The organism is Halorhodospira halophila SL1 (assembly GCF_000015585.1).
GTDB lineage: Bacteria > Pseudomonadota > Gammaproteobacteria > Nitrococcales > Halorhodospiraceae > Halorhodospira > Halorhodospira halophila.
In genome coordinates this window covers 2,038,156-2,062,540 of sequence record NC_008789.1, presented here as the reverse complement: position 1 = coordinate 2,062,540, position 24,385 = coordinate 2,038,156, and the positions used below count along the sequence as shown (strand labels likewise).

The following is a 24,385-nucleotide window of genomic DNA, read 5'->3' as shown; positions in this document are numbered from 1 at the left end:
TTCAGCGGCCGTGGTGCTCGGCCTCGACCGTGGTCCAGATCCCGCCGCGGACATTGAAATGCGCCGTCAGCTTCATGTAGCGCGGCTGCGTGGCGGCGACCAGGTCACCAAGGATCTGGTTGGTCAGGGCTTCGTGGAACCCGCCCACGTCGCGGTAGGACCAGATGTAGAGCTTCAGCGACTTGAGCTCCACGCAGTGCCGTTCCGGGATGTACTCCAGGTTGAGTGTGGCGAAGTCGGGCTGGCCGGTCTTCGGGCACAGGCAGGTGAACTCCGGGATCTCCATGCGGATGGTGTAATCCCGTTCCGGGTTGGGGTTTTCGAAGGTCTCCAGCGTTTTCGACGGTTCCGTTGACATGGCTTTCCAAGGGTCCGGTGAGGCTTGATAATGGCCCGTTATCCTAACCGGACGCGCCCGTCGTCTCTACGATGCATCTCAAGCGGATCAAACTCGCCGGCTTCAAGTCCTTCGTGGACCCGACCTCCGTGCCCCTGCCGGGGCGCATGGTCGCCGTGGTGGGGCCCAACGGCTGCGGCAAGTCCAACATCATCGACGCCGTGCGCTGGGTCATGGGCGAGAGCTCGGCCAAGCACCTGCGCGGCGAGTCCATGACCGACGTCATCTTCAGCGGCTCCAGCGCCCGCTCGCCGGTTGGCAAGGCCAGCATCGAGCTCGTCTTCGACAACAGTGATGGCGCCATCGGCGGGCAGTACGCCGCCTACAACGAGATCTCGGTGAAGCGACAGGTCAACCGCGAGGGGCAGTCGCAGTATTCCCTTAACGGCACCCGCTGCCGGCGCCGCGACATCTCCGATGTCTTCATGGGCACCGGGCTGCGGCCGCGCGGCTACACCATCATCGAGCAGGGCATGATCTCGCGGGTGATCGAGTCCCGCCCCGAGGAGCTGCGCGTCTACCTCGAGGAGGCGGCGGGGATCTCCGTCTACAAGGAGCGGCGGCGGGAGACCGAGCGGCGCATCCGGGATACCCGCGAGAACCTGGAACGCCTCGAGGATGTCCGGGACGAGGTCCACAAGCAGCTCGAGAAGCTGCGTCGCCAGGCCGAGACCGCCGAGCGCTACCGGACGTACAAGGCCGAGGAGCGGCGACTGCGCGGCGAACTCTCACTGCTGCGCCTGCGCGATCTGGATCAGCGCATCGGCGAGCGCGACGCCAGTATCCGTGATCAGGAAAATCAGCGCGAGGCCGCGGTGGCGGAGCAGCGCCGCGCCGAGCGCGAGATCGAGGCCCTGCGCGAGTCCGCCCGCGAGCGCCACGAGGCCCTGAATACCATCCAGGGTCGCTACTACGAGATCGGCGCCGAGATCGCCTCCGTGGACGAGCGGATTCAGAGCGCCCGCGACCTGCGCCGGCGGCGTGAAGAGGAGCTGGCCGAGGCGAGTCGCGCACTCGAGGAGCTCGATGGCACCGTCACCGCCGACCAGGAGAAACGGGCCGTCCTTGAGGAGCGGGTCGAGGAGCTGGAGCCCGCCCTGGAGGCGGCCAGCGAAGAGGAGCAGGTGGCTGAATCGGCCCAGGAGGACGCCCGCGGGCGCCTCGACGCCTGGCGCGACGAGGCCGATTCGGTCCGCAGCGAGCAGACCGCGGCGCAGCGCCGCGAGGAAGTGGAGCGGACCCGTCACGATGCAGCCGCCCGGCGTGTCCGTGAGCTCGATGAGCGCATCGAGGCCCTCGACGATGAGCACGAGTCGGTGGACCTGCATGCCCTGGAGAGCGCCATCAGCGAGCTGGAGGCGGAGGAGGAGCAGCTCTCCGCCGAGCTCGAGGATCTGCAGCAGCGCCGCGATGCCGCCGCCGAGGAGCTGGAGACCCGGGCCGCCGAGCGGGACCAGGTGGCCCAGGAGCTGGAGGCGGCGCGTGAGGCCGTCTCCGGGACCCGCGCCCGGCTCACGTCCCTGGAAACCCTTCAGGAGTCGGCCCTGGGGCGACGCGGGGATGAGCGTCACGCCTGGCTCGAACGACGGGGTTGGGCCGGCGCACCGCGCCTGGCCGAGACCGTGCGCGTGGATGAGGGTTGGCAGCGCGCGGTGGAGGCGATCCTCGGCGACGCCCTGCAGGGTGTCTGCATTGAGCCGCACTCGCTGCCCAGCGAAGGGGCGCCGGACGGCGGACCGCTGACCCTGGTCGGCGATGCCCAGCAGCTGCCCGCACCGGAGGAGGACCGCCTGGCGGCGCGTGTGCACGGCAGTGAGGCGGCCCGTGAGCTGCTGGCCGGGATCCGCTGCGCCGCGGATGCTGCTGCCGCGGAGGCGCTGCGCCCCGGTCTGGCCGCCGGCGAGACCGTGGTCACCCCGGACGGGGTCTGGATGGGCGCCAACTGGGTGCGCCTGCCGGGGCAGGAGGATGCCGAGAGCGGCGTGCTCGAGCGCGAGCAGGAGATCCAGACCCTGCGCGAAGAGGTGGAGGCCGCCGAGGCGCGGGTCCAGGAGGCCGAGGGACGGCTGGCCGACGCGCGGGGTGGCGCTGCCGAGGCCGAGCGCCGCCGCGACGAGTTGGCCGCCGAACTGGGGCCGTTGCACCGCCGCCACGCCGATCTGCAGGCGCGTCTGGAGCACCGTCGGGAGGCGCTGGACCGGGCCCGGGCGCGGCGCGAGGAGCTGGCCAGCGAACGCAGCCGGTTGGTCGAGCAGCGTGATGCCGCCCGCGAGGAGCAGGAAGAGGCCGCCGCCGCTGCCGAGGAGGCGGCCGCCGGCGCCGCCACCGCCGCCGAGCGGGCCGCCGAGGTGGAGGCGCAGCAGCAGGATCAGCGTGAGCAGCTGGAGCGGGCCGGCGAGCGTCTGCGCGAGGCGCGTGAGCGCCGCTACGACCTCTCCGGCAAGCTCGAGAGCGCCCGCACGGCCCTGGAATCCGTGCGCGAGCAGTTGCGCCGAGCCGAGGAGCAGCGCGAGCGCTACGCCCGTCGTCGGGAGGAGTTGGCGAGCGCCCTGGCCGGGGACGAAGACCCGGTGGCCGAGCTGACCGAGAAGCGCGAAACCCTGCTGGCCCGCCGTTCCGAGGCGGAGACGCAGCTGGCCGAGGCGCGCAGCCAGGCCGAGCACTTGGATCACCAGCTGCGCGAGCAGGAGCAGGCGCGCACCGAGGCCGAGCAGCGCGCCGAGCGGCTGCGCGAGGGACTGGAGGCGCTGCGCCTGGAGACCGGTGAGCTACGGGTCCACCGCAGCCACGAAGCCGACGCCCTGGCCGAGCTCGGCGAGTCGGAGGCCGACGTGGCCGAGCGGTTGGCCGAGGACGCCACCGTGGATGCCTGGGAGAAGGCGCTGGAGCAGACCACCGAGCGCATCCGCCGGTTGGGGTCGGTGAACCTGGCGGCCATCGACGAGTGCCAGCAGCTGGAGGAGCGCCGCGGCTATCTGGATGAGCAGCACGCCGACCTCAACGAGGCCCTGGAGACCCTGGAGACGGCGATTCGCCGCATCGACCGGGAGACCCGCGCGCGGTTTCGTGAGACCTTCGATCAGGTGAACGAGGGCCTGGGCCGCTTCTTTCCGCGGCTGTTCGGGGGCGGGCGCGCCTACCTGGAACTGACCGACGACGACCTGCTGTCTACCGGGGTGGTGGTCATGGCGCAGCCGCCGGGTAAACGGGTATCGAGCATCCATCTGCTCTCCGGCGGCGAGAAGGCGCTGACCGCGGTCGCGCTGGTCTTTGCCATCTTCAACCTCAACCCGGCGCCGTTCTGCCTCCTCGATGAGGTGGACGCCCCGCTCGACGAGGCCAACGTCGGCCGCTTCTGCGACCTGGTCGAGGAGATGTCGGAGAAGGTCCAGTTCGTGCTGATCACCCACAACCGGACCACCATGGAGCGCGCCTCCCATCTGCTCGGTGTCACCATGAATGAGCCCGGCGTCTCGCGACTGGTGGCGGTGGATGTGGACGAGGCGCTCGATATCGCCGAGCCCGGATAACGGAGAAAGACCCATGGACGCGATGCGTTGGACCATCCTGGGCGTAGGGGTGCTGGTATTGCTGGCGATCTACGCCTTTGGCCGGTGGCGGGATCGGCGCCGCCGGAGCGCCCAACAGGAGCCGGCCCCCGGTGGGTCGGAGCGCGCAGCCGCGGGGGGCGGTCGCGCCACCGGTGGGGGCGTTGGCGGAGCCGGGACCGACGGCCCTGCTGATGATGTGCGCCCCGGCAAGACGGAGCGCCCGTTGATTGACGACGACGAGCTGCGTGGCCTCGACGATCTCCTCGCCGAGCAGGAGGAGCTCGCCCCGGAAGAGCTCGATCTGGGGCTCGACCTGGGCGAACGCCCGGCGTCGGGCCGGGCGGCGTCCACGCACGCAGACGAGCAAGGCGGAGCCGGGCCCTGGTGGCAGAACGGGGATGACGCGGCGGGCGATGCGGCCGGGCCGGCTGAGGATCGGAGCGCTTCGCCGCGCCGTTCGGCGGCCGCCGAGGCTGCGCGGGCCGGCCTGGCACCCGCCGAGCAGCCGCCGCAGACGCCGGATGACAGCGGGCAGCCGGCCCACGGGACGTCCTCTGTCGCTGAACCACAGCCGGCGGATCGGGCCGGCACCGAGCCGGCGCTGGATACCAGCCCCGGCGGTGGTGAGCCGGGAGCGGAGGCCGCGCCGCGCGAGGCGGCCCCGGAATCGGCGAAGGCGGGTGTGGGCTCCCCCTCGCGGACCGAGGAGCCGAAACCCCTGAAGCTCTCGCCGGCCTCGCAGGTGGAGATCGCCGCCTACCGCAGCGGTGACGTCCAAGAGGCGGAGAAGATCCTCGTGGTGTTCGTGGCCGCCCGGGAGGGGGAGCGTTTCCTGGGGCCGGCGATCGATCAGGCCCTGCGCCGGGTGCGCATGGTGCCGGGGGAGCACCGCATCTGGCACCGCCGCGGGCAGAGCGAGACTGGGCGCGTGACCCTGTTCAGTGCCGCGAGCATGGTCGAGCCGGGGTATCTGGACCCGGAGGAGACGCTGCCGACGCTGGAGACCCCGGGGCTCGTCTTCTTCATGCAACTCCCTCTGCCGGTGGATGGTGAGCAGGTGCTCGATGCCATGCTGGCCACGGCCTACCAGGTCTCGGTGGAGCTCGGCGGTGATCTTCTCGACAGCACCCGCTCCACCATGACCCAGCAGATCGCCGAGCACATGCGTGAGCAACTGCGCGAGCACCGGCGGCAGCTGCATATCGCCGTGCACAAGCGTTCGTAGACTCGACCCCGACTGGAGAGCCCGTGGCTGAACCCACCGCGACCCGCGAGCAGGCGCAGCAGCGCATGGCGCAGCTGCGCGGCGAGATCAGCGAGCACGACTACCACTACTACGTCCTCGATCGACCGACGATCTCGGATGCCGAGTACGACGCCCTGTTCCGGGAGCTCCAGCGCCTGGAGGCCGCCTACCCCGACCTGGTCAGCTCCGACTCGCCCACCCAGCGGGTCGCGGGTACGGCCCAGGAGGGGTTTGAGGCGGTTGTCCACGACACCCCCATGCTCTCCCTGGACAACGCCTTCGAGGCTGACGATCTGGTGGATTTCGACCGCCGTATCCGTGACCGGCTGGGCGTGGCCAGCGTCGTCTATACCGGTGAGCCGAAGCTCGACGGCATCTCGCTGAGCCTGACCTACCAGGATGGCGAGCTGGTGCGGGCCGGGACCCGTGGCGACGGTCACACCGGCGAGGACGTGACCGCCAATGTGCGGACACTGCGCAGCGTCCCCCTGCGCCTGCGTGGTGATGGCTACCCGGGGCGCCTGGAGGTCCGTGGCGAGGTGGTGATCCGCAAGGAGGACTTCGAACGGCTCAATCAGGCGCGCCTCGACGCCGGCGAACGGCCCTTCGCCAATCCTCGTAACGCCGCGGCCGGGTCCCTGCGCCAGCTCGACCCGCGCATCACGGCGCGGCGGCCGCTGACCCTGTTCACCTTCGGCGTCGGTGACCCGCTGGCCCTGGGGGTGGAGAGCCATTGGCAGGTGCTGGAGTGCCTGGCCGGCTGGGGGTTTCGCACCACCGCCCCGCTGGAGCACCTGGAGGGTGTGTCGGCCTGCCAGGCCTACCGGGATCGGCTCATCGAGGAGCGGGATGCGCTGCCCTTCGAGATCGACGGGGCCGTGTTCAAGGTCGACGACTTGGCCGTTCGCGAGCAGCTCGGCTTCACCGCCCGCGCGCCGCGCTGGGCGCTGGCCTTCAAGCTGCCGGCCCGCGAGGCGACCACCGTGGTCGAGGCGATCGTCCCCTCGGTGGGGCGCACCGGCAAGATCACCCCGCTGGCCCGCCTGCAGCCGGTCGAGGTGAGTGGGGTGACCGTCGCCCGGGCCAGCCTCCACAACGCCGACGAACTCGCGCGTATGGACGTGCGCGAGGGCGATACGGTGATGGTGCGCCGGGCCGGCGACGTGATCCCGCAGATCACCGACGTGGTGCTGGCGAAGCGGCCGGAGGGGGCGCAGCCGTGGCGCTTCGAGGAGCGGGTGCAGGCGTGCCCGGAGTGCGGGTCGGCGGTTCAGCGCATCGAGGGCGAGGCGGCCCACCGTTGCGTGGGCGGCCTCTACTGCCCGGCGCAGCGCGAGGGGGCCATCCTGCACTTCGCCTCGCGGCGGGCCCTGGATATCGACGGACTCGGCGAGAAGATCGTCGAGCAGCTGGTGGCCAAGGGGTTGGTGGTGGACCTGGCCGACCTGTTCCGGCTTGGCCACGCCCAGCTGGCCGGGCTCGAGCGCATGGGCGACAAGTCCGCCGACAACCTGCTCGCCGCCCTGGACCGGGCGCGGAGCACAACGCTGGCGCGTTTCCTCTACGCCCTGGGGATCCCCCATGTCGGCGAGGTGACCGCCCGCCGCCTGGCCGAGGCGGCCTACGGCCTGATGGTCGCGGTCCCCCGTGGCGATCGGGCGGCGCTGCGCGCGGCAGCCGGTCTGGATGCGCAAACGGCCATCACCAGCGAGGCGCTGCTGCGGGTCATGGCGGCGCCGGCCGACGATCTGGAGGCCATCGAAGACGTGGGGCCGGTGGTCGCCCGGGCCATCGCCGGCTTCTTCGCCGAGCCGCACAACCGGCAGGTGGTGGATCACCTCTGCGCCGCCGGGGTCCACTGGCCCGAGCCGGATCCGCCCGAGCAGGCCGAGTCGGTTTCGTCGCTGGCCGGGCGGGCCTTTGTGGTGACCGGCACCCTGGAGACCATGACCCGGGACGAGGCCAAGGCCGCTATCGAGGCGTGCGGCGGCCGGGTGACCGGCAGCGTCTCGCGCAAGACCGACTACCTGGTGGCCGGGGCCGATGCCGGCAGCAAACTGAACAAGGCCCGCGAACTCGGTGTCGAAGTCGTGAACGAATCCGGCCTGCGTGAACTCCTCGCTGGCGCCGGGGCCTGACCGTGACCGCAGCCGGTCTCGGCCCGTATCCACCCGGAGTGGCGGAGGGGGTTGGTATACTTTGCCGCAGCTCCAGACCAGGTAAGTCGACCGATATTCCATGCCCTCCAGACCGCGTACCCGCCTCCAGACCGTCCTCCTGTGGGTTGCCAGTGCCCTGATCCTCCTCGGGGCGGTGGCCCTGTTTCGTGCCGATCTCGGCACCGGCCCCACCGGCGAGGGGCGGGAGACCGCCGCCGTGGCCGTCGAGGTCGACGCCGTCGAGCGCCGCGATCTGGCGGATGTTCGTCGGTTCGACGGCAATCTCGAGGCTGCGGTGCGCTACGAGCTGGCCCCCAAGGTCACCGGCGAGCTGCGCAGCCTGGAGGTGCGCATCGGTGACACCCTCGAGCCCGGGGATCTGATCGCCCGGCTCGACGACCAAGAGGTGGCGCAGGAGGTGGCCGAGGCCGAGGCGGGGCTCGAGGTGGCCCGGGCGCAGCTTGCCGAGAGCCAGGCCGCCCTGGAGTCTGCTGAGCGGGATCTGAATCGCACCCGCGAGCTTCGCGAGCGCCAGATCGCCTCGGCGGCGGAACTGGAGGCCGCCGAGGCGCAAGTGGCCGCCGAGCGCAGCCGGGTGCAGCTGGCCCGGGCGCAGATTGCGCAGCAGCAGGCGACGCTGAGCGCCGCGCAGATCCGCCGCTCCTTCACCGAGATCCGCGCCGACTGGGACGAGGGCGAGCGGGTGGTCGGCGAGCGGTTCAAGGACCCCGGCGCTACGGTCAGCGCTGGTGAGGCGATGCTGACCTTGCTCGACATTTCCGAACTGCGAGCCGAGGCGTTCGTTACCGAGCGAGAGTACGCCCGTCTGATGCCCGGGCAGTCGGCACGCTTGCGCGTCGAGGGGTACCCGGACACCGAGTTCGAGGCCGAGGTGGCCCGGCTGGCCCCGCTTTTCAGCGCCACCCTGCGCCAGGCCCGGGTCGAGTTCACCGTGCCCAACCCGGAGGGCCAACTGCGTCCGGGGATGTTCGCCCGTCTGGCCGTGGAGGTTGGCCGGGCCGAGGATGTTCGCACCGTTCCCCGCGAGGCGGTGGTGCAGCGTGGCGGACAACCCTCGGTCTTCCTGCTTGAAGAGGGAGAAGACGCCCCGCGGGTGCGCCTGATGCCGGTGGAGACCGGGCTGCGTGCCGAAGGGCGGATCGAGGTGCGCCCGCGTGACGAGGAGGACGGCGAGGCCCTCACGGGCCACGTGGTGACCCTGGGCCAGCATCTGCTCGCCGATGGCAGCCGGGTCGAGGTGGTGGGAGAGCAGGCCGCCGAGGTGGCCGCACCGTGAGGATCGCCGCCTTCTGTGCCCGACGGCCGGTGTTCACCGTCATGGTGACGCTGATCGCCGTGACCCTGGGGCTCAATGCCCTCGATCGTCTGCCGGTAGACCTGTTGCCGGAGATCGACTACCCCACCCTGCGGATCAGCACCAATTACCCCGGTGCCGGTCCCGAGGAGGTGGAGTCGCAGATCGTCGAGCCCATCGAGAACGCCGTGGCGCCGGTGGCCGGCGTGGAGCGCATCGAGTCGGTCTCCGCCGAGGATCAGGGCGACGTGAGCCTCTCTTTCGCCTGGGGTACGGAGCTGGAGGCAGCCGCCAACGACATCCGCGAGCGCCTCGACCGGATCATCCGCGACCTGCCCGACGAGGCCGATCGACCCCGGCTGCGCTTCCTGGATCTCTCCGATCGGCCGGTGTTGGTCATCGGGCTCTCCGCCGAACTCGACCCGATTGAACTGCGCTCCCTGGCCGAGGACCGCATCCGCGACCGCCTGGAGCGCGTCCCCGGGGTCGGGGCGCTGGATATCTGGGGTGGGCTCGAGCGGGAGATCGAGATCGCCGTGGACCCGGGGCGTCTGCGCGCCGCACAGCTCTCGCTGGAAGACGTTCGCGAGGCCATCGCCGATGCCGACTTCGAAGTGGCTGCTGGGCGCCGGGCGGAGGGACGCCTAGAGCTGGGGCTGCGCGTACCGGGGCGGGTGACCGATCTGGACGCCCTACAGGAGCTGCCGGTGGCCCGCGGGGATGACGGGTCGCTGGTCCGTCTCGGGCAGCTGGCGCAGGTGCGGGATACCCATGAGCAGGAGACCCGGCGCATCCGCATCGATGGGGAGCCCGGAATCCGTCTGGCCGTCCGGGGCCGCTCCGACGCCAACACCGTAGCCACGGCGGAACGGGTGCGCGGCGAGCTGGAGCAGCTGCGCAGTGAGCTGCCCCAGGTCAGTCTGACGCCGGTGCGGGATACCGCCGTCTACATCGAGCGTTCGATGCAGAACCTGGGGCGGGCGATCCTGCTCGGTGGGGTGCTGGCGCTGGTGGTGTTGCTGATCTTCCTGCGCGACCTGCGTGCGGCCATGGTGGCCGCGGTGGCCATCCCGGTCTCGCTGGTGACCACCTTCGCCCTGGTCTACTTCGCCGGTTTTACCCTGAACCTCATGACCCTGGGCGGCATCGCCCTCGGTGTCGGGCTGATGGTCGACAACGCCATCGTGGTGCTGGAGTCGATCATGGCCCGCCGGGAACGCGGGGTGGCCGCCTTCGAGGCGGCGGTCAACGGCACCCTGGAGGTGGCCCCGGCGGTGACCGCCAGCACCCTGACGACACTGGCGATCTTCGTGCCGCTGATCTTCCTGGAGGGGATCGCCGGGGCGCTGTTCACGCAGCTCGCCTGGGTGGTCGGCTTCGCCCTGTTCGGCTCGTTGATTGTCGCCTTTACCGTGGTGCCGATGCTCGCCGCGCGGCTGCCCCAGCGCCCCGAGGGCGTGGCCCGGGTGGCCTGGTACCGGGCCCTGGAGCGCGGTTACCGGTTGCTGCTCGGCGGTGTGCTCACCCGCCGCGGGGCGGTGATGGCGCTGGCTACCGCGCTGGTGGTCCTGGCTGTGGCCATCGTGCCGCGGCTGGGTACGGAGCTGATGCCCGGCACCGATGAGGGCGATATCCGCATGACCTTCGAGTGGGAGCCCGGGGCGTCGCTGGCGTTCATGGACGAGCGCATGCGAGCGATCGAACAGCGGGCGGCAGCCATGGTCCCCGAGGCGGAGCACTGGGTCTCCAGCTCCGGGACGGGTGGGTTTCGTGCCGGGGGCGGGGATACCAGTCGGCTGGACTTCTCGTTGGTCTCCGTCACCGAGCGCGAGCGCAGCACCGAGGCGGTGGCCGACGACCTGCGCGAGGCTTTTGAGGCCACGCCCGGCGCCGAGGTGCGCGTGCGGGCCCGGCAGACGCGGCCGACCCGCGGCGGTTTCGGCGCCGAGGGCGAGGAGCTGACCATCGAGGTGTTCGGTTTCCAGCGCGAGACGCTAGATCGCCTGGCTGGCGCCATGGAGGAGCGGGTCAGCCGGGTGGAGGGCGTGACCGACGTGCGGGTGGGCCAGGACCGCTCGGCGCCGGAGGAGCAGCTGCACATCGACCGGGCCCGGGCCGCGGATATGGACGTATCGGTGAGCCGTATCGCCAATACCATCGAGGCCGCGGTGGCCGGGACGCGTGCCGGACTCTACCGGGACACCGGCGAGGAGGTGGCCATCCAGGTGCGCCTGGCCGACGCCCGACAGATCGAGCGCGAGGAGCTGCTCGATCTCACCGTGCCGAATCGCAGCGGTGAGCCAGTGGCCCTGCGCAGCCTGGTCAATGTGGCCGAGGGCGAGTCGCCGCTGACCATCGAGCGGCGGGATCGCCAGCGGGTGACCACGCTGCAGGCCAACATCAGCGGTCGCGATCTCGGGTCGGTGGTGGCCGACGCCCGGGCCGAGCTGGCCCGGGTGCCGGTGCCGCGGGGCTACGGTTGGCGCATCGGGGGCGACTACGAGGAGCAGGCCGAGGCGCTCCGGCAGCTGACCGTCACCCTGCTGCTGGCGGTGGCTCTGGTCTACATGGTCATGGCCTCACTCTACGAGTCGCTGCGCAATCCCCTGGTGGTGATGTTCACGGTGCCGCTGGCCGGCGTCGGCGTAGTGGGCATGCTCTGGGCCACCGGCACCACCATTAGCGCGCAGTCGTTCATCGGTATCATCCTGCTGGCGGGGATCGTGGTGAACAACGGCATCCTGCTGGTGGATCGGGCCAACCGCAGCCTGGTGCGCGGGGCCCCGCCGCGCCAGGCCGTGCTGATCGCCGGACGACGGCGCCTGCGCCCGGTGCTGATGACCTCGCTGACCACCGGCCTGGCCCTGTTGCCCCTGGCCCTGGGCATCGGCGAGGGCGCCGAGGCCCAGGCGCCCATGGCCCGGGCCGTGCTCGGCGGGCTGATCACCGGGACGCTGATCACGCTGGTGGTCATCCCGGTGGTCTTTACCCTGTTCCACACAGCGAAGGGCAGACGGCATGCGACGGTGTAAGCCCGATTGGCGCGGGCCCCTGGGGAGCCTGCTCGTTGGCGGTGTTCTAGTGGTGCTGGCCGGCCGCGCGGTGGCCGAGGCCGATGACACCTGGGGGCTGAGTCTCGAGGAAGCGGTCTACAGCGCCGTCGAGCACAATCCGGCCCTCCAGGCCGAGCGCCTGGGGCCGGTGGTCGCCGGTACCTTCGAGCAGATCGAGCTGGGGGCGTTCGATCCGGAGGTCTTTGTCGAGGGCGACTACCGCCGCCGGCAACTGGAGCAGATCGGCCTTGAGACGGGGCAGGCGCGGGATACCGACCGTACCGATGTGGGCTTATCGGTCGGTATTGGTCAGCGGCTGCCCATCGGCGCTGACTGGCGCCTGTCTGCGGTCCAGGATTTTGACGAGGATCGCGCCAGTGGTCAGGAGCTGCACACCAGTGGTCTGCAGCTGCGGCTCAGCCAGCAGCTTCTCCAGGGCCGGGGGCGCGAGGTCAACCTGGTCAGCCTGCGCCAGGCGGAGCTGGAGACCCTGCGCTCCGAGCACGAGCTGCAGGGCTTTGCCCAGCAGCTGGTGGCGGACGTCGAGGCGGCGTACTGGGATTTCGCCCTTGCCGATCGCGAGATCGCCATCTTCGAGGAGTCCCTGAATCTGGCCGAGGAAGAGGTGCAGCGGGCCGAGGAGCGGGTCCGTTTGGGGGATCTGGCCGAGACCGAGTTGGCGCCGCTGGAGTCCGAGGCCGCGCTACGCCGTCAGGAGCTGATCGATGCCCGCAGCCGGCGCGAGGCGGCGCGGCTGGAGTTGCTGCGGCTGATCGGCAGCGAGGATCAGCTCCGGGAGGATCGCGAGATCGAGCCGCTCACCGACCCGGAGCGCTTGGTGGTCGAGCCGGATCCGGTGGCCGAGCATCTGGCCCTGGCCCTGGAGCGGCGCCCGGAACTCAATCAGGCCCGGCTGGACCTGCGCAGCGAGAACCTGCAGGTTACCCAGACGCGGAATGGCTTGTTGCCCGAGCTGGAGTTGTTTATCCAGCTGGGTAGCAGTGGTTACGCCGACTCCTTCAGCGGGGCGCCCCGAGATCTGGACGGCTCCAGTTACGACGCCCAGGTGGGCATCTCCCTGGGCCGCTCACTCACCAACCGGGCCCCCGAGGCCGAGCACCGCCAGGCGCTGACGCTTCGCAACCAGGCCAATCTGAGTCTGAGCAACATGGCCCGGCTGGTCAGGCACGATGTCCGCACAGCGCACCTGGAGTTGCAGCGGGCGGCTGCACAGATCGAGGCCAGCGGTGCCACCCGCCGCGCCCGGGAGGAGCAGGTGCGCGCGGCGGACGAGCGCTTCCGGGCCGGGGATGCCACGGCCTTCGCCGTGGTCCAGGCCCAGCGTGATCTGCTCGAGAGCCGCATCAACGAGGCAGCGGCGCAGGCGGAGTACCGCACGGCGTTGGTCGAGCTCTACCGACTGGATGGCACGTTGCTCGAGCGTCGCGGCATCCAGTCGGCGACCGACGATGTCGTCCCGCGCTGACATCGCAAACAAGGAGCCGTCGCCTATGACCAATCCGCTGGACTACCCGCGCTTCCCCTTCCGGGCCGGGGCGAGCGCGACCACCGCGGCACCGCTGCCGGCGGTTTGGGAGCAGTGCGTGTCCATCGGTGGGCCCAACCGCTACTACTACATGAACCCGCTGTGGAGCCTGCGCGAGTCCCTGGATGCGCTGCTCGGCGGCCGCGGGCTCAGTCGGGGGCGGCCGTTGCACACCGATCTGCGCCCCGGCGACGTCATCGACTCCTGGCGGGTGCTGGTGGTGGAGCCCCAGGAGCGCCTGGCGCTCGGCTTCGGCATGAAGGCCCCGGGCACCGGAGTGCTCGAGTTTACCGTGCAGCCCCACGAGCGGCGGGAAACCCAGGTGCGGGTGACGGCGTACTGGTCCCCGCGGGGGGTGCCGGGGCGCATGTACTGGTACGCCATGGAGCCGGCGCACGCCGTGCTGTTCAAGGGGCTGGCACGGGCAATCTGCCGACGGGCAGAAAGGCAGTTCGCGGGCTGAGTCGGCCGGATCGGTCGCGACCGCAAGCGGAGCGGACCGTCCTGTGCGATGAAGGGGCCGCATCCGTCGAGCATTCGACACCACGGCGCAAGCGGGTACAGGTTCGATGTTCGAGGTAGCCAAGGTCGGCCACAGGGTCGACAAACAGGCGTTCAAGGCGCAGCGGGATGCGCTGCGGGTGGAGCTATTGGAGGCCCAGCGCGCCCTGCGGGACAGCCAGATCCCGGTCATCGTCATCGTCGCCGGGGTCGAAGCCGCCGGCAAGGGCGAGGTGGTCAACCGCCTCAACGAGTGGCTCGACACCCGCGGCGTGCAGACCTTCGCGTTCTGGGAGTCCAGCGACGAGGAGCGCGAGCGGCCGCGCTACTGGCGCTTCTGGCGGGCGCTGCCGCCGCGCGGCGAGATCGCCATCCTGTTCGGCGGCTGGTACCTGGCACCGATCGAGGAGCGCTTCGGCGGCGTCTGCGACGACGCAGCGCTCGATGCCGAGCTCCGGCGCATCACCGATTTCGAGCGCTCACTGACCCTCGATGGCGCCCTGGTGGTGAAGTTCTGGTTCCACCTCTCGGAGGCGGATCAGAAGAAGCGGCTCAAGCAGCTCTCGGGCGACCCGCGCAGCCGCTGGCGGATGCGGCCCAAGAAGGCCAAGTTCAGCGCCCAGTATCAGCGCTTCGAGGCCGTCGCCGAGCGGGTCATTCGCCGGACCGACAGCGGTCTGGCGCCCTGGTATCTGATCGAGGCCGCGGACCGGCGCTATCGCGATCTCACCGTCGGCCAGACCCTGCTCCAGGCCATCCGCAATCGGCTGCAGCAGCCGTTCCCCCCGGAGTCCGCGGCGGCGCCCCCGTCCCTCGATCCGCCCGATTCGACGAGCGCGCCGACGTCACGGCTCGGCCAGCTGGACCTGACCCAGACCCTCGAGCGCGAGGCCTACAAGCAGGCGCTGAAGCGCTACCAGCGCGAGCTCAACGAACTGGCCTGGCAGGCCTACAAAAGCCGGCGGAGCACGGTGCTTGTCTTCGAAGGGGTCGACGCCGGCGGCAAGGGCGGTGCCATCCGCCGCCTGGCCCAAGCGCTCGACGCGCGCCTCTACCGCACCATTCCCATCGCCGCCCCGACCGATGAGGAGCGGGCACACCACTACCTGTGGCGCTTCTGGCGCCAACTGCCGCGCGCCGGCCACATCATCATCTACGACCGCTCCTGGTATGGGCGCGTGCTCGTCGAGCGCGTCGAGGGCTTTGCCAGCGAGCCCGAGTGGCGCCGCGCCTACGCCGAGATCAACGACTTCGAGGAACAGCTGGCCGAAAACGGCTCCATCCTGCTCAAATTCTGGCTCCACGTCAGCGAGGAGGAGCAACTGCGGCGCTTCCGCGAGCGGGAAAACACCCCGCACAAGCAGTACAAGATTACCGACGAAGACTGGCGCAACCGCGAGCAGTGGCCGCTCTACAAGGACGCCGTCGACGAGATGATTACCAGCACCAGCACCGAATACGCCCCATGGACCCTGGTCGAGGGCGACGACAAGCGCTTCGCGCGCATCAAGGTGCTCCAGACGGTCTGCGATCGGCTGCGCGCGGCGCTGGGGGAGGGCTGAATGCGGGGGGGGCGGAGTTGGCTTCATAGACCGAGGTCACACAAGCGAGTTTCCCTCGCAGGCGCCGTTCAGGACTCCGCCCGGTGTGGGTCGATCCGTGAAGACGTTGTTACAGGGAGGTCGTTCTGATTCACGAGGATAACTGGCGGAAGGGGAGGGATTCGAACCCCCGGTGGGCAGGACCCACAGCTGATTTCGAGTCAGCCGCCTTCGACCACTCGGCCACCCTTCCGAAGCCCTCTATTACGCCAGAGTGGGCGGATTCCTGCAAGACCGTCAGCCGCCGCGCGGTGGGTCAGTGAAGGTGACCGAGCGGTAGCGGGCGAACTGAATGTTCTCGGACCAGTGATCCGGCGGCAGGCCGGCCTTGAGCTTGAGCTGGATGAGGAAGTCCTGTGGCTCCGGCAGGGCCTCCCAGACCGCCGGCAGGAAGGTGGCGCGGCGCAGGCCGTCGTGGAGGATCAGGCCGTCCTCGCCGGGGACCAGCTCGGCCAGCAGTTGTTGTTCGTCCGACACCTCCAGGGGCCGCGCCGGGCCGAGGACGGCGACCTTGACGGTCAGCGCGTTCAACTCATCGCGGCCGACCGCCTCGAAGCGCGGGTCGTTGAAGGCGGCGTCCAGGGCCGAGTCCATGACGCTGTTCACCAGCGGGCGCTTGGGGAGCAAGGTGCCCATGCAGCCGCGCAGGCCGTCGTCATGGTGGAGCGAGACGAAGGCTGCGCCGGGACGGGTGAGGCTCTCCGGCAGCCCAGAGGCGATGGGCAGTGGCTCGCCCACCTCGTGCTGGTGGGCGATGTTCTGCCGGGCGAAGCGGGGCAGGAGGGCCCCGTGCTCCGCCGGTAGATCAGTGCCGATCGGTTCCTGCTCAGTGGACGACATAACTGCCGTACCCTACGACGGAGGAGCGATCCCCGGTGACGTCGCCGGAGTTGCACTGGGCGATGGCCTGCGTCTGCAGCCCGTGCTTGCGCGCGAACCAGAGCAGGCCGCGCAGGGGCGCGGCACCGCAGGCCCGCTCCGGGGTGATCTGCTCGAAGGTGCCGGCCTCGATGGCGGCGGTGGTCTCGGCGTCGAGCCGCCGAGCGGTGGGGTCGTCGTGGAAGTGGCTCAGGTCCGAGCTGACCACCACCAGGGTATCGTCCTGCCAGAGTTGTTCGATCAGGCGTCCACAGGATTCCGCCGGGCCCCGGCCGACCACCAGCGGCAGGACGTCGAAGTCGTCGAGCAGGGTCTGCAGGAAGGGCAGGTGGACCTCGAGGCTGTGCTCGCGCTCGTGGGCCGAGTCGTCGATGTGGACGCCGGGGTGTTCCAATGCCCGCTCACGCAGCGTCGCACTGACCGGCACTGTCCCCAGCGGGGTGGCCAGGGCGTCGGCTGCGGGCAGTGCGATGCCGCTTAGATCGACGAAGTGCGCCGGGCCGAGCAACACCACGTGCCGAAGCTGCTCGCGGATTGGCACGATGCGCTGATAGCCCCGGGCCGCCGCAGCGCCCGAGAAGGGGTAGCCGGCGTGGGGGAGCACCATGGCGTGGGGCGCTCGGGTCGGATCCCGTTCCGGCTCCCCGGCCTCGGCCAGGAGCTCCCGGACGGCCCGTCGCAGGGTCTCGGCCTCGCCGGGGTAGAAGCGCCCGGCGACGGCGGGCGGCCGAACCTTGGGCGTGGTCTCGTGCATGGCCATTGACCTCCGATGACGCGGGAACCGTAGTCGGTATGGATCCGTCTAAACTTTAGACGATAGAAGACGAGCACGGTTTCACGATGGCCATGCATCAGGCATCTCCCCCTGTGGTAAGAGCGCGCGACCCGGACGACCCGTCCGTCGTGGCCACGCGCTTCTGGGGCCGGTGTGACGACGGTCGGGTGCAGTGCGATCTGTGCCCGCGTCACTGCCGGATGAAGGAAGGCCAGCGGGGGCTGTGCTTCGTGCGTATGGCCCGTGGCGGTGAGGTGGTGCTGACCACCTACGGCCGTTCCAGCGGCTTCTGTATCGATCCCATCGAGAAGAAGCCGCTGAATCACTTCCTGCCCGGTTCGGCGGTGCTCTCCTTCGGTACGGCCGGCTGCAATCTGGCCTGTAAGTTCTGCCAGAACTGGGATATGAGCAAGTCCCGGGAGATGGACATCCTGGCCGACCGGGCCGAGCCGGAGCAGATCGCTGCCGCAGCGGCGGCGAACGGGGCGCAGAGCGTGGCCTTCACCTACAACGACCCGGTGATCTTCCACGAGTACGCGGTCGACGTGGCGGCGGCGTGTCGCGAGCGCGGCATCCGCACGGTTGCGGTCACCGCCGGGTACATATGCCCGCAGCCGCGGGCCGAGTTCTTCGCCGGGATGGATGCCGCCAATGTCGATCTGAAGGCCTTCACCGAGCGTTTCTACCACCGGCTCACCGGTGCCCACCTGGGGCCGGTGCTGGATACGCTGCGCTACATTCGCCACGAGACCGACTGCTGGCTGGAGCTCACCACGCTGCTCATCCCTGGGGAGAACGATGCCGATGCCGAGATCGAGGCCATGGCGCAGTGGGTCCTGGAACACCTCGGGGCGGAGGTGCCGCTGCACTTTACCGCCTTCCTTCCGGCGTTCCGCATGATGGATCGACCGCAGACGCCACCGCAGACCCTGAAGCGTGCCCGGGCGGTCGCACTGGCGCAGGGGCTGCGCTACGTCTACACCGGCAACGTCCTCGATCCGGAGGGCGGGACGACCTACTGCCACGCCTGCGGCGAGCGGCTCATCGAACGGCATCGTTACGAACTCGGTGCCTGGCAGCTGGACGCGCACGGCGCCTGCCAGCGCTGCGGGGCGAACTGCGCCGGGTTGTTCGCGGCTCGGCCCGGCGAGTGGTCGGGCCGGCGCCGGCCGGTGCGTATCGGCAGCTAGTCCGTCTCCCGCCCGCCGTCGGTCCTTGAAGCGCTGCCAACCGGTGCGATGACGCGGATCTTGGCCCAGACACCGCGGGCGTCCGGGAAGCACAGGGAGCCGTCGGCGAAGGTCATCTTCCAGTAGGAGATGACAGTGGCCGGGGTTTGCGGAGCTGTGAAGTCCACCTCCAGGGTGACCCGTTCCCCGGGTTCAGTCCGCGGGATTGGCACTGAAGGTTGCAGCGGGACCAGGCGGGCCCCGATCTCCCGGGGCGTGCCTGCGGTGTCGAGGATGCGGATATCCTCGTCCTGACAGGCCAGGTAGCGGTCGACCCAAGGCCGGTCGCCCAGGTTCTGCAACTGCCAGCCCTTGCGAAAGCGACTGCCGGCCAGTACCGGCGCGCCGTCCGGGTAGTTGAGGTCGCCGATGAAGCCGCTGCGGTCGACGCCGTTCTCGACGGTCTCCGTGACGCCGGTGGCGTTGGAATCGTTGCGGAACATGGGCTCGAGCAGTGCCAGGGGGTGGACCTCCAGCGCGTTGGCGATGCGCACGATGGTGCTCATGCTCGGGTAACGCCCCGGCTGCCAGGCGTCGTAGAGGGCCTGGCGGCTCATGCCGGCCCGCCGCGCCAGCTCCGCCAGGGGGAGCCCGCGCTCCCGGGCAGTCTTGCGGATGTACTGCTCAAGTTCCGTCTGCATGAGCTCCGATGTCGCCCTCGTCCATGGATTCCGTGTGGCTTGGCTTCCTCTAAATCTAGGGTAGTGCGGTGGTTCCCTTTTTCATAGTGGGGAATCTGGGGGAGGTGTCTAGAGATTTGGACGACTCGCACCGCTCGCATGGCAACCCGCGGTGTCAAGGGGATAGCATTGCCCGTGCGCAAGCTGGCCGAAGTCAGGGCAGTGCAGTTTCGGGCCCTGCAGGCTCCGGCCTGACGGTTCGGCCCGATACGGGGGGCTGTACTGCCCTGACTTCGGCCAGCTGGGATGCGGGCGGAGGGGCGTCTGTCCCCGGTGTGGAATGGATTTCCGAGGTGGCTCTTTTGCGAGGGATCCCGCTGTGTTCGCTGATCATGCTGGGTGGGTTGTTGCTCGCCCTGATCTTCGGCGTGGTCTTCACGGCGGCGGGCACGTACCTCGGTCCCGACGTGCCTGCCGCGGCGGGGGGGAGCATGTCGCCCACCTTGCTGACCGCCCATCCTTCGCTCGGCCACGTCCCGCAACTGCCTGAGACCGGATACCAGCGGAATCTACCCGGATCATCCCCCTATGTCGTTGCCTTCATCTCGGCTGGTACGGCGCTTGGTGTGGCGGCGTTGTTCGGCCTGTGGCTGCGCCGTCAGCTGGTGGCTCCGTTGCACGAGGCGGCGGTGTCCATCGAGTCCGGGGGGCCGGTGCGCCTGCGTGGTATTGCCGGAGCCGTGCGTGAGCTGCGGATGGTCGAGGAGCGCTACAACCGCGCCCGGGAAGCCATGGAGCAGCGGATCGTGGAGCTCGACCAGCAGCTGCATGTCGATTGGCTGACCGGTCTGACCAATCGGCGCGGTCTGGAGCGGGCCCTGGAAGTAGAGCTGGAGCGGGCGCGGCGTTCGGCGGCGCCGGTCAGTCTGATCTTCCTCGATCTGGATGGTTTCAAGGCCCTCAACGACGAGCGTGGCCACCAGGCCGGCGATGAGGCACTGCAGCAGGCGGCCGAGCTGCTCAAGTCCCGGGTTCGGGAGACGGACGCCGTGGCGCGCTGGGGCGGGGATGAGTTCGTGATCCTCTGCCGCGACACCGACCAGGCGGGCGCCGAGGTCGTTGCTCGCGCCTTGGCACTGCGTCTGGCCCAGTGCCCAGGGGTGCCCGGGGGGTGTCGGGCGAGTGTCGGGGTGAGTGCCTGGCGAGCCGGGGATTGTGCCCGGGAGCTCATGGCCCGGGCCGACGGTGCCATGTACGACGCCAAGCGGCGAGGGGGCGGCAGCATCTGCGTCAGGTGAGTGCGCTGAACAGATCCTGTTCGCGCTGCTTCGGCTGCAGTCCCGACAGGCTGACGCCGAGCAACCGCACCGGCCGGGAGCCGGCCTCGGTCTCGGCCAGCAGGGCGGGGATCAGGGCCTCGATGTCCGCGGCCTGTGCCACCGGGCCGGGGGGCGAGACCCGGCGCGTGATCGACTCGAAGTCGGCGTAGCGGAGTTTCAGGGTCACCGTGCGGGCGACCAGCTCGTGGTGCTCCAGCCGGGTGGCCACCTTGGTGATCAGTGGCGCCAGTCGCTGGTGGATTTCCCCAAGATCCCGGGTGTCATCGCCGAAGGTCCGCTCGGCGCCGATGGATTTGCGCGAGCGGCGCGGCCGGACGGGCCGGTGATCGATACCGCGGGCGGCGTCGTGCAGGGTGCCGGCGCGGTTGCCCAGGAACACATGCAGGTCGGCGAGTTCCCAGTCCAGCAGGTCGCCCACCTGCCGAATCCCCAGGCGCTCCAGGCGCGCCGCCGTGGCGGGGCCGACCCCGTGAAGACGGCGGATCGGCTGCGCCGCGACGTACGCCGGCCCGTCCTCGGGCGGGACCACATAGAGGCCGTCGGGTTTGCCTTCGTCGGAGGCAAGTTTGGCCAGTAGCTTGTTGTACGACACCCCCGCCGAGGCCGTCAGCCCGGTCTCCTCGCGGATGCGCCGGCGAATTGCCTGGGCCATGTGGGTGGCCGAGCCGCGGAACCGTTGCGAGCCGGTGACATCCAGATAGGCCTCGTCGAGGGATAGGGGTTCGATGGTGGTGGCGAAGTCGGCGAATATGCCGTGAATCTGCCGGGAAATGGCGCGGTAGCGGTCAAACCGGGGGCGCAGGAAGATGGCCTCGGGACAGCGGCGCCGGGCCCAGGCGGCGGGCTGCGCGGAGCGGATGCCGAATGCCCGCGCCTCGTAACTCGCCGCGGCGACCACGCCCCGTCCTTCGGGGGAGCCGCCCACCACCACGGGTTGACCGCGCAGGCTCGGGTCGTCGCGCTGCTCCACCGAGGCGTAGAAGGCGTCCATGTCGATGTGGATGATCTTGCGCCAGGTCATCGCTGCCCCGTTCAGTCCGATCGGGTCAGCCACTCCACCCCGGCGGCGGTGACCACGCCAGTGACTACGGCCCATACCGCCAGGCTGGCGACCATCCACTGTGCCGTCTGCCGTCGCCAGGCCCCCAGGGCGAGTGCCATCACCGCCGCCAGGTGGATGCCGGTGAGCACCGGCCCGAGCAGCGCCAGCCCCGGGAGTCCGTACCGATCCCAGACCCGGGTGGCCCGTTCGCTCCAGCGCCGCTGTACTGGCCCCCGCCGCTGCTCCCACCAGCGGAACAGGGCGATGATGGCGAACACCGGTAATGCGTTGCCGATGAAGGCCACGATGGTCAGGGGGGTGACCGACAGACCCATGGCGGCCCCCATGGGGATGACGACCATCAGTTCGATCCACGGCGTGGCAGCGAGCAGGAAGACGACGGTGTACTTGATCAGCAGTTCCATGGGTGGGCCGGTCGGGGAGTGAACGGCCCATTCTAAGCCAATCGTCTAGAGGAAGCGTTCCGGCGGCAGGGCCCAGGACGCCGGATCCTCGGCGCGCTCGATGCGGTGGGCGGGGTGCCCCTGGGAGAGGTCCAGGATGGGGGGCGGGTCGATCATGCGCTCGGCCGAGATGTCGTAGACCACCCGGACCCGCGGCTTGTCGGCGGCCCGTTTATGGGCCTCCAGGACCACCGCCAGCTTGCCTGTGGACAGGCGGACCAGCGAGCCTGGCGGATAGATGCCGACACAGCGCACGAATCGCCGGATCAGTGTGGCATCGAGGGCCTGGCCGGCCTCACTGGCAATGATGCGCAGCCCCTCGGTGGGGGGGCGGCCGCGGTGGTAGGACCGGATGGCGGTAACGGCGTCGTAGACGTCGACGATGGCGGCCATGCGGGTCTCGATGCTCAGCTCACGCCCGCTCAGGCCGTAGGGGTAGCCGGTGCCGTCGATGCGCTCATGGTGCTGCTCGGCGATCCGCACGGCCAGCGACGTGGCCCCGGGGGTCTGGCGCAGCAATTCGGCGCCCCGCCAGGGGTGGTCCTTAACCTGCTGGTACTCCTCCGGCGTCAGGGGGCCGGGTTTGGCGATGATCGCGTCCGGCAGCAGTGTCTTGCCGATGTCGTGGACGATGCCGGCGGAGCCGAGGGCGCGCACGTGGGGTTCGGGCATGCGGAGGTAGCGGGCAAAGGCCATCAGCAACACCCCGACGTTGACGCTATGCTGGTAGGTGTACTGATCGCGGGAGCGGATGCGCCCGAAGGCGAGCATGGCATCGGGGTGTTCGTACAGGGCGACCGAGAGTTCCTCGCTGATCTCGTCGATATCCTGCATGCGCAGGGCCCGGCCGGCGCGGGCATCGCGCACCAGATCGCGTACCGCCGAGCGCGCCTCCTGGGTGAGCTGGCGTGCCCACCGTCGCCCGTCGCCATCCCCTTTCGCCTTGCTGGCCCGGCGGGGGGGCGGTTCAGCTTCCTTCGCTGATCCGCCGTCGGCGGCACCGCGGCCCCGGCGCGGGTCCACCTTGACCCGGGTAATCCCCAGGTCACGGATCTTGCGGATGCTCGCGGTGTCGAGTTCGAACTGGTTGTGCAGGAAGGGGTGCATGGCCCACTTCACGCCCAGCTCGACCAGGTACATCCCCGGGCGCAGGTCCTCGACCGGTACCTCGACCGCTTCCTTGGATGGTGGCGTCTCCAAGCCTGCTTCCCTCCGCCCGGTTCCCTGCCGGGGATCGCGACCCTGCGATGACACTTCCAGCGTTTAGGGTAACCGCAAAAGGGATTTCCCGTAACCCTCGGAGGGGAGCCGTTGGCATCACCGCACCGCCCTTATATCCTGACCGGGTTCGAGCCCGCCCCGGAGGTCGCATGTTTCTTGAGCGCAACCCGCGATTTGTCAGTCGGCTGACGCGTGAGACCCTCGCGTTGATCATGGCCGGCGGCCGCGGTGGACGGCTCTCCAGCCTTACGGACTGGCGGACCAAGCCGGCGATCCCCTTCGGCGGCAAGTTCCGGCTGATCGATTTTCCGCTGTCCAACTGCATCAACTCCGGCATCCGCCGGGTGGGCATCCTGACCCAGTACAAGGCCCACTCCTTGATCCAGCACGTCCAGCGGGGGTGGGGGTTCCTGCGCGGCGAGTTCGGCGAGTTCGTCGAGCTGATCCCGGCGCAGCAGCGTATGGACAAGCCGCTCTGGTACTCCGGGACCGCCGATTCCGTCTACCAGAATATCGACATCATCCAGGCCCACGATCCCAGCTACGTGCTGATCCTCGCCGGCGATCATGTCTACAAGATGGATTACGGGGCGATGATCGCCCGGCACGTTGAGTCCGGTGCCGACGTTACGGTCGGTTGCGTGCAGGTGACGCTCGAGCAGGCCCGCGCCTTCGGGGTGATGAGCGTCCAGGAAGACGGCCGGGTCACTGCGCTGACCGAAAAGCCGCAGCAGCCCGAGCCGATGCCGGGCCACGACGACGTGGCCCTGGTATCCATGGGCATCTACGTCTTCAACCGCGACTATCTGCTCCAGGTGCTGCGCGAGGACGCCGAGAACTTTGCCAGTTCGCGGGATTTCGGCCGCGACGTGCTGCCGGCAGCCATCGGTCGGGATCACGTCCAGGCCTATCCGTTCAGTGATCCGGTGAGCGGCAAACAGGCATACTGGCGGGATGTGGGGACGGTGGATGCCTTCTACCGCGCCAACCAGGAGCTGATCCAGGAGGAGCCGGAGCTCGACCTCTACGATGACGAGTGGCCGATCTGGACCTACCAGGCGCAGCTGCCCCCGGCCAAGTTCATGCACGATCAGCGCGGCAAGCGCGGCATGGCCATCGACTCCATGGTTTCGGGAGGGAATATCATCGCCGGCGCCTCGGTTCGTCGCTCGGTGCTCTTCTCCCGGGTCAAGGTCGGTCCGGGGGCCGAGGTGCAGGAGGCGGTGATCCTGCCGCGGGTGACCGTCGAGGACGGCTGCCGGATCCGCCGCGCGGTCATCGACGAGGGCTGCCGGATCCCGCCGGGTATGGTCATCGGCGAGGATCTGGAGACCGACCGTGAGCGCTTCCACGTCACCCCGGGCGGGGTGGTGCTGGTGACCGCCGAGATGCTGGGCCAGGAAGTGGCCCACGTGCGCTGAACTCGGCGATTCACGCCGTTTTTTC

Annotated in this window: 18 protein-coding genes and 1 tRNA gene; 11 read left to right on the top strand and 8 right to left on the bottom strand. The window is 69.8% G+C overall.

Annotated features, from left to right (window positions below):
* Position 1: 1 nt before the first annotated feature.
* Positions 2 to 358, bottom strand: coding sequence for a preQ(1) synthase (gene queF, locus HHAL_RS09505; protein WP_011814667.1), 357 nt, complete (start codon positions 356 to 358; stop codon positions 2 to 4).
* 71 nt (positions 359 to 429) lie between these two features.
* Between queF and smc the strand changes: the two genes are divergently transcribed.
* From smc to pap, 8 genes are all read left to right on the top strand, one after another.
* Positions 430 to 3,927: a chromosome segregation protein SMC gene (gene smc, locus HHAL_RS09500; protein WP_011814666.1), complete on the top strand. Its 3,498-nt coding sequence runs from the start codon at positions 430 to 432 to the stop codon at positions 3,925 to 3,927.
* A gap of 13 nt (positions 3,928 to 3,940) precedes the next feature.
* On the top strand, positions 3,941 to 5,173 hold the full coding sequence (locus tag HHAL_RS12740) for a cell division protein ZipA C-terminal FtsZ-binding domain-containing protein (RefSeq protein WP_011814665.1): 1,233 nt from the start codon (positions 3,941 to 3,943) through the stop codon (positions 5,171 to 5,173).
* A 23-nt stretch (positions 5,174 to 5,196) separates the two neighbouring features.
* Positions 5,197 to 7,332: an NAD-dependent DNA ligase LigA gene (gene ligA, locus HHAL_RS09490; RefSeq protein ID WP_011814664.1), complete on the top strand. Its 2,136-nt coding sequence runs from the start codon at positions 5,197 to 5,199 to the stop codon at positions 7,330 to 7,332.
* 100 nt (positions 7,333 to 7,432) lie between these two features.
* Positions 7,433 to 8,650 carry an efflux RND transporter periplasmic adaptor subunit gene (locus tag HHAL_RS09485; RefSeq protein ID WP_011814663.1) on the top strand — a complete coding sequence of 406 codons (1,218 nt, stop codon included), beginning with the start codon at positions 7,433 to 7,435 and terminating at the stop codon, positions 8,648 to 8,650.
* Complete coding sequence (locus HHAL_RS09480; protein ID WP_011814662.1) at positions 8,647 to 11,700, top strand: efflux RND transporter permease subunit; 3,054 nt, start codon at positions 8,647 to 8,649, stop codon at positions 11,698 to 11,700. Before HHAL_RS09485 ends, HHAL_RS09480 begins: the two co-directional genes overlap by 4 nt.
* Entirely contained in the window at positions 11,687 to 13,207 is a 1,521-nt protein-coding gene (locus HHAL_RS09475) for a TolC family protein (protein ID WP_011814661.1), read from the top strand. Before HHAL_RS09480 ends, HHAL_RS09475 begins: the two co-directional genes overlap by 14 nt.
* A 25-nt stretch (positions 13,208 to 13,232) precedes the next feature.
* Complete coding sequence (locus HHAL_RS09470) at positions 13,233 to 13,730, top strand: DUF2867 domain-containing protein (RefSeq protein WP_011814660.1); 498 nt, start codon at positions 13,233 to 13,235, stop codon at positions 13,728 to 13,730.
* A 106-nt stretch (positions 13,731 to 13,836) separates the two neighbouring features.
* A complete protein-coding gene (gene pap / locus HHAL_RS09465; RefSeq protein ID WP_011814659.1) occupies positions 13,837 to 15,330 on the top strand; it encodes a polyphosphate:AMP phosphotransferase in 1,494 nt (497 codons plus the stop codon).
* A gap of 143 nt (positions 15,331 to 15,473) precedes the next feature.
* On the opposite strand, the gene HHAL_RS09460 is transcribed toward pap, so the two are convergent.
* From HHAL_RS09460 to amrB, 3 genes are all read right to left on the bottom strand, one after another.
* Positions 15,474 to 15,562, bottom strand: a tRNA-Ser gene (locus HHAL_RS09460).
* 44 nt (positions 15,563 to 15,606) lie between these two features.
* Complete coding sequence (gene amrA / locus HHAL_RS09455) at positions 15,607 to 16,209, bottom strand: AmmeMemoRadiSam system protein A (RefSeq protein ID WP_011814658.1); 603 nt, start codon at positions 16,207 to 16,209, stop codon at positions 15,607 to 15,609.
* The gene (amrB, locus tag HHAL_RS09450) at positions 16,196 to 17,008 is read right to left on the bottom strand and encodes an AmmeMemoRadiSam system protein B (protein WP_081432212.1); all 813 of its coding nucleotides are present in this window, start codon (positions 17,006 to 17,008) and stop codon (positions 16,196 to 16,198) included. Before amrB ends, amrA begins: the two co-directional genes overlap by 14 nt.
* Positions 17,009 to 17,088: 80 nt before the next feature.
* Between amrB and amrS the strand changes: the two genes are divergently transcribed.
* Positions 17,089 to 18,213 (top strand): AmmeMemoRadiSam system radical SAM enzyme, encoded by a 1,125-nt coding sequence (gene amrS / locus HHAL_RS09445; RefSeq protein WP_011814656.1) that lies wholly within the window; start codon positions 17,089 to 17,091, stop codon positions 18,211 to 18,213.
* Here amrS and HHAL_RS09440 read toward each other — a convergent pair.
* Positions 18,210 to 18,893 (bottom strand): NBR1-Ig-like domain-containing protein, encoded by a 684-nt coding sequence (locus HHAL_RS09440; RefSeq protein WP_011814655.1) that lies wholly within the window; start codon positions 18,891 to 18,893, stop codon positions 18,210 to 18,212. The genes amrS and HHAL_RS09440 overlap by 4 nt on opposite strands.
* A 332-nt stretch (positions 18,894 to 19,225) precedes the next feature.
* Here HHAL_RS09440 and HHAL_RS12735 point away from each other — a divergent pair, with 332 nt between their 5' ends.
* On the top strand, positions 19,226 to 20,170 hold the full coding sequence (locus HHAL_RS12735) for a GGDEF domain-containing protein (protein ID WP_222702531.1): 945 nt from the start codon (positions 19,226 to 19,228) through the stop codon (positions 20,168 to 20,170).
* Here the strand turns inward: HHAL_RS12735 and dinB are convergent.
* Genes dinB through HHAL_RS09420 form a run of 3 tightly spaced genes read right to left on the bottom strand, consistent with a single transcriptional unit; the run spans position 20,163 to position 22,918 of the window.
* Positions 20,163 to 21,233 (bottom strand): DNA polymerase IV, encoded by a 1,071-nt coding sequence (gene dinB / locus HHAL_RS09430; protein WP_011814653.1) that lies wholly within the window; start codon positions 21,231 to 21,233, stop codon positions 20,163 to 20,165. The genes HHAL_RS12735 and dinB overlap by 8 nt on opposite strands.
* Before the next feature lie 11 nt (positions 21,234 to 21,244).
* Positions 21,245 to 21,679 carry a small multi-drug export protein gene (locus tag HHAL_RS09425; RefSeq protein WP_011814652.1) on the bottom strand — a complete coding sequence of 145 codons (435 nt, stop codon included), beginning with the start codon at positions 21,677 to 21,679 and terminating at the stop codon, positions 21,245 to 21,247.
* A gap of 45 nt (positions 21,680 to 21,724) precedes the next feature.
* Complete coding sequence (locus tag HHAL_RS09420) at positions 21,725 to 22,918, bottom strand: cyclic di-GMP phosphodiesterase (RefSeq protein WP_041595157.1); 1,194 nt, start codon at positions 22,916 to 22,918, stop codon at positions 21,725 to 21,727.
* Between the two features lie 170 nt (positions 22,919 to 23,088).
* Here HHAL_RS09420 and glgC point away from each other — a divergent pair, with 170 nt between their 5' ends.
* Positions 23,089 to 24,360: a glucose-1-phosphate adenylyltransferase gene (gene glgC / locus HHAL_RS09415; RefSeq protein WP_011814650.1), complete on the top strand. Its 1,272-nt coding sequence runs from the start codon at positions 23,089 to 23,091 to the stop codon at positions 24,358 to 24,360.
* Positions 24,361 to 24,385: the final 25 nt, after the last annotated feature.

Bases quoted from the DNA above. Each gene is read 5' to 3' on its own strand.
- HHAL_RS09485 (WP_011814663.1), top strand. From the start codon at position 7,433: ATGCCCTCCAGACCGCGTACCCGCCTCCAGACCGTCCTCCTGTGGGTT.
- queF (WP_011814667.1), bottom strand. From the start codon at position 358: ATGTCAACGGAACCGTCGAAAACGCTGGAGACCTTCGAAAACCCCAAC.
- smc (WP_011814666.1), top strand. From the start codon at position 430: ATGCATCTCAAGCGGATCAAACTCGCCGGCTTCAAGTCCTTCGTGGAC.
- HHAL_RS12740 (WP_011814665.1), top strand. From the start codon at position 3,941: ATGGACGCGATGCGTTGGACCATCCTGGGCGTAGGGGTGCTGGTATTG.
- glgC (WP_011814650.1), top strand. From the start codon at position 23,089: ATGTTTCTTGAGCGCAACCCGCGATTTGTCAGTCGGCTGACGCGTGAG.
- pap (WP_011814659.1), top strand. From the start codon at position 13,837: ATGTTCGAGGTAGCCAAGGTCGGCCACAGGGTCGACAAACAGGCGTTC.
- amrS (WP_011814656.1), top strand. From the start codon at position 17,089: ATGGCCATGCATCAGGCATCTCCCCCTGTGGTAAGAGCGCGCGACCCG.
- HHAL_RS09475 (WP_011814661.1), top strand. From the start codon at position 11,687: ATGCGACGGTGTAAGCCCGATTGGCGCGGGCCCCTGGGGAGCCTGCTC.
- amrA (WP_011814658.1), bottom strand. From the start codon at position 16,209: ATGTCGTCCACTGAGCAGGAACCGATCGGCACTGATCTACCGGCGGAG.
- amrB (WP_081432212.1), bottom strand. From the start codon at position 17,008: ATGGCCATGCACGAGACCACGCCCAAGGTTCGGCCGCCCGCCGTCGCC.
- HHAL_RS09470 (WP_011814660.1), top strand. From the start codon at position 13,233: ATGACCAATCCGCTGGACTACCCGCGCTTCCCCTTCCGGGCCGGGGCG.
- dinB (WP_011814653.1), bottom strand. From the start codon at position 21,233: ATGACCTGGCGCAAGATCATCCACATCGACATGGACGCCTTCTACGCC.
- HHAL_RS09425 (WP_011814652.1), bottom strand. From the start codon at position 21,679: ATGGAACTGCTGATCAAGTACACCGTCGTCTTCCTGCTCGCTGCCACG.
- HHAL_RS09440 (WP_011814655.1), bottom strand. From the start codon at position 18,893: ATGCAGACGGAACTTGAGCAGTACATCCGCAAGACTGCCCGGGAGCGC.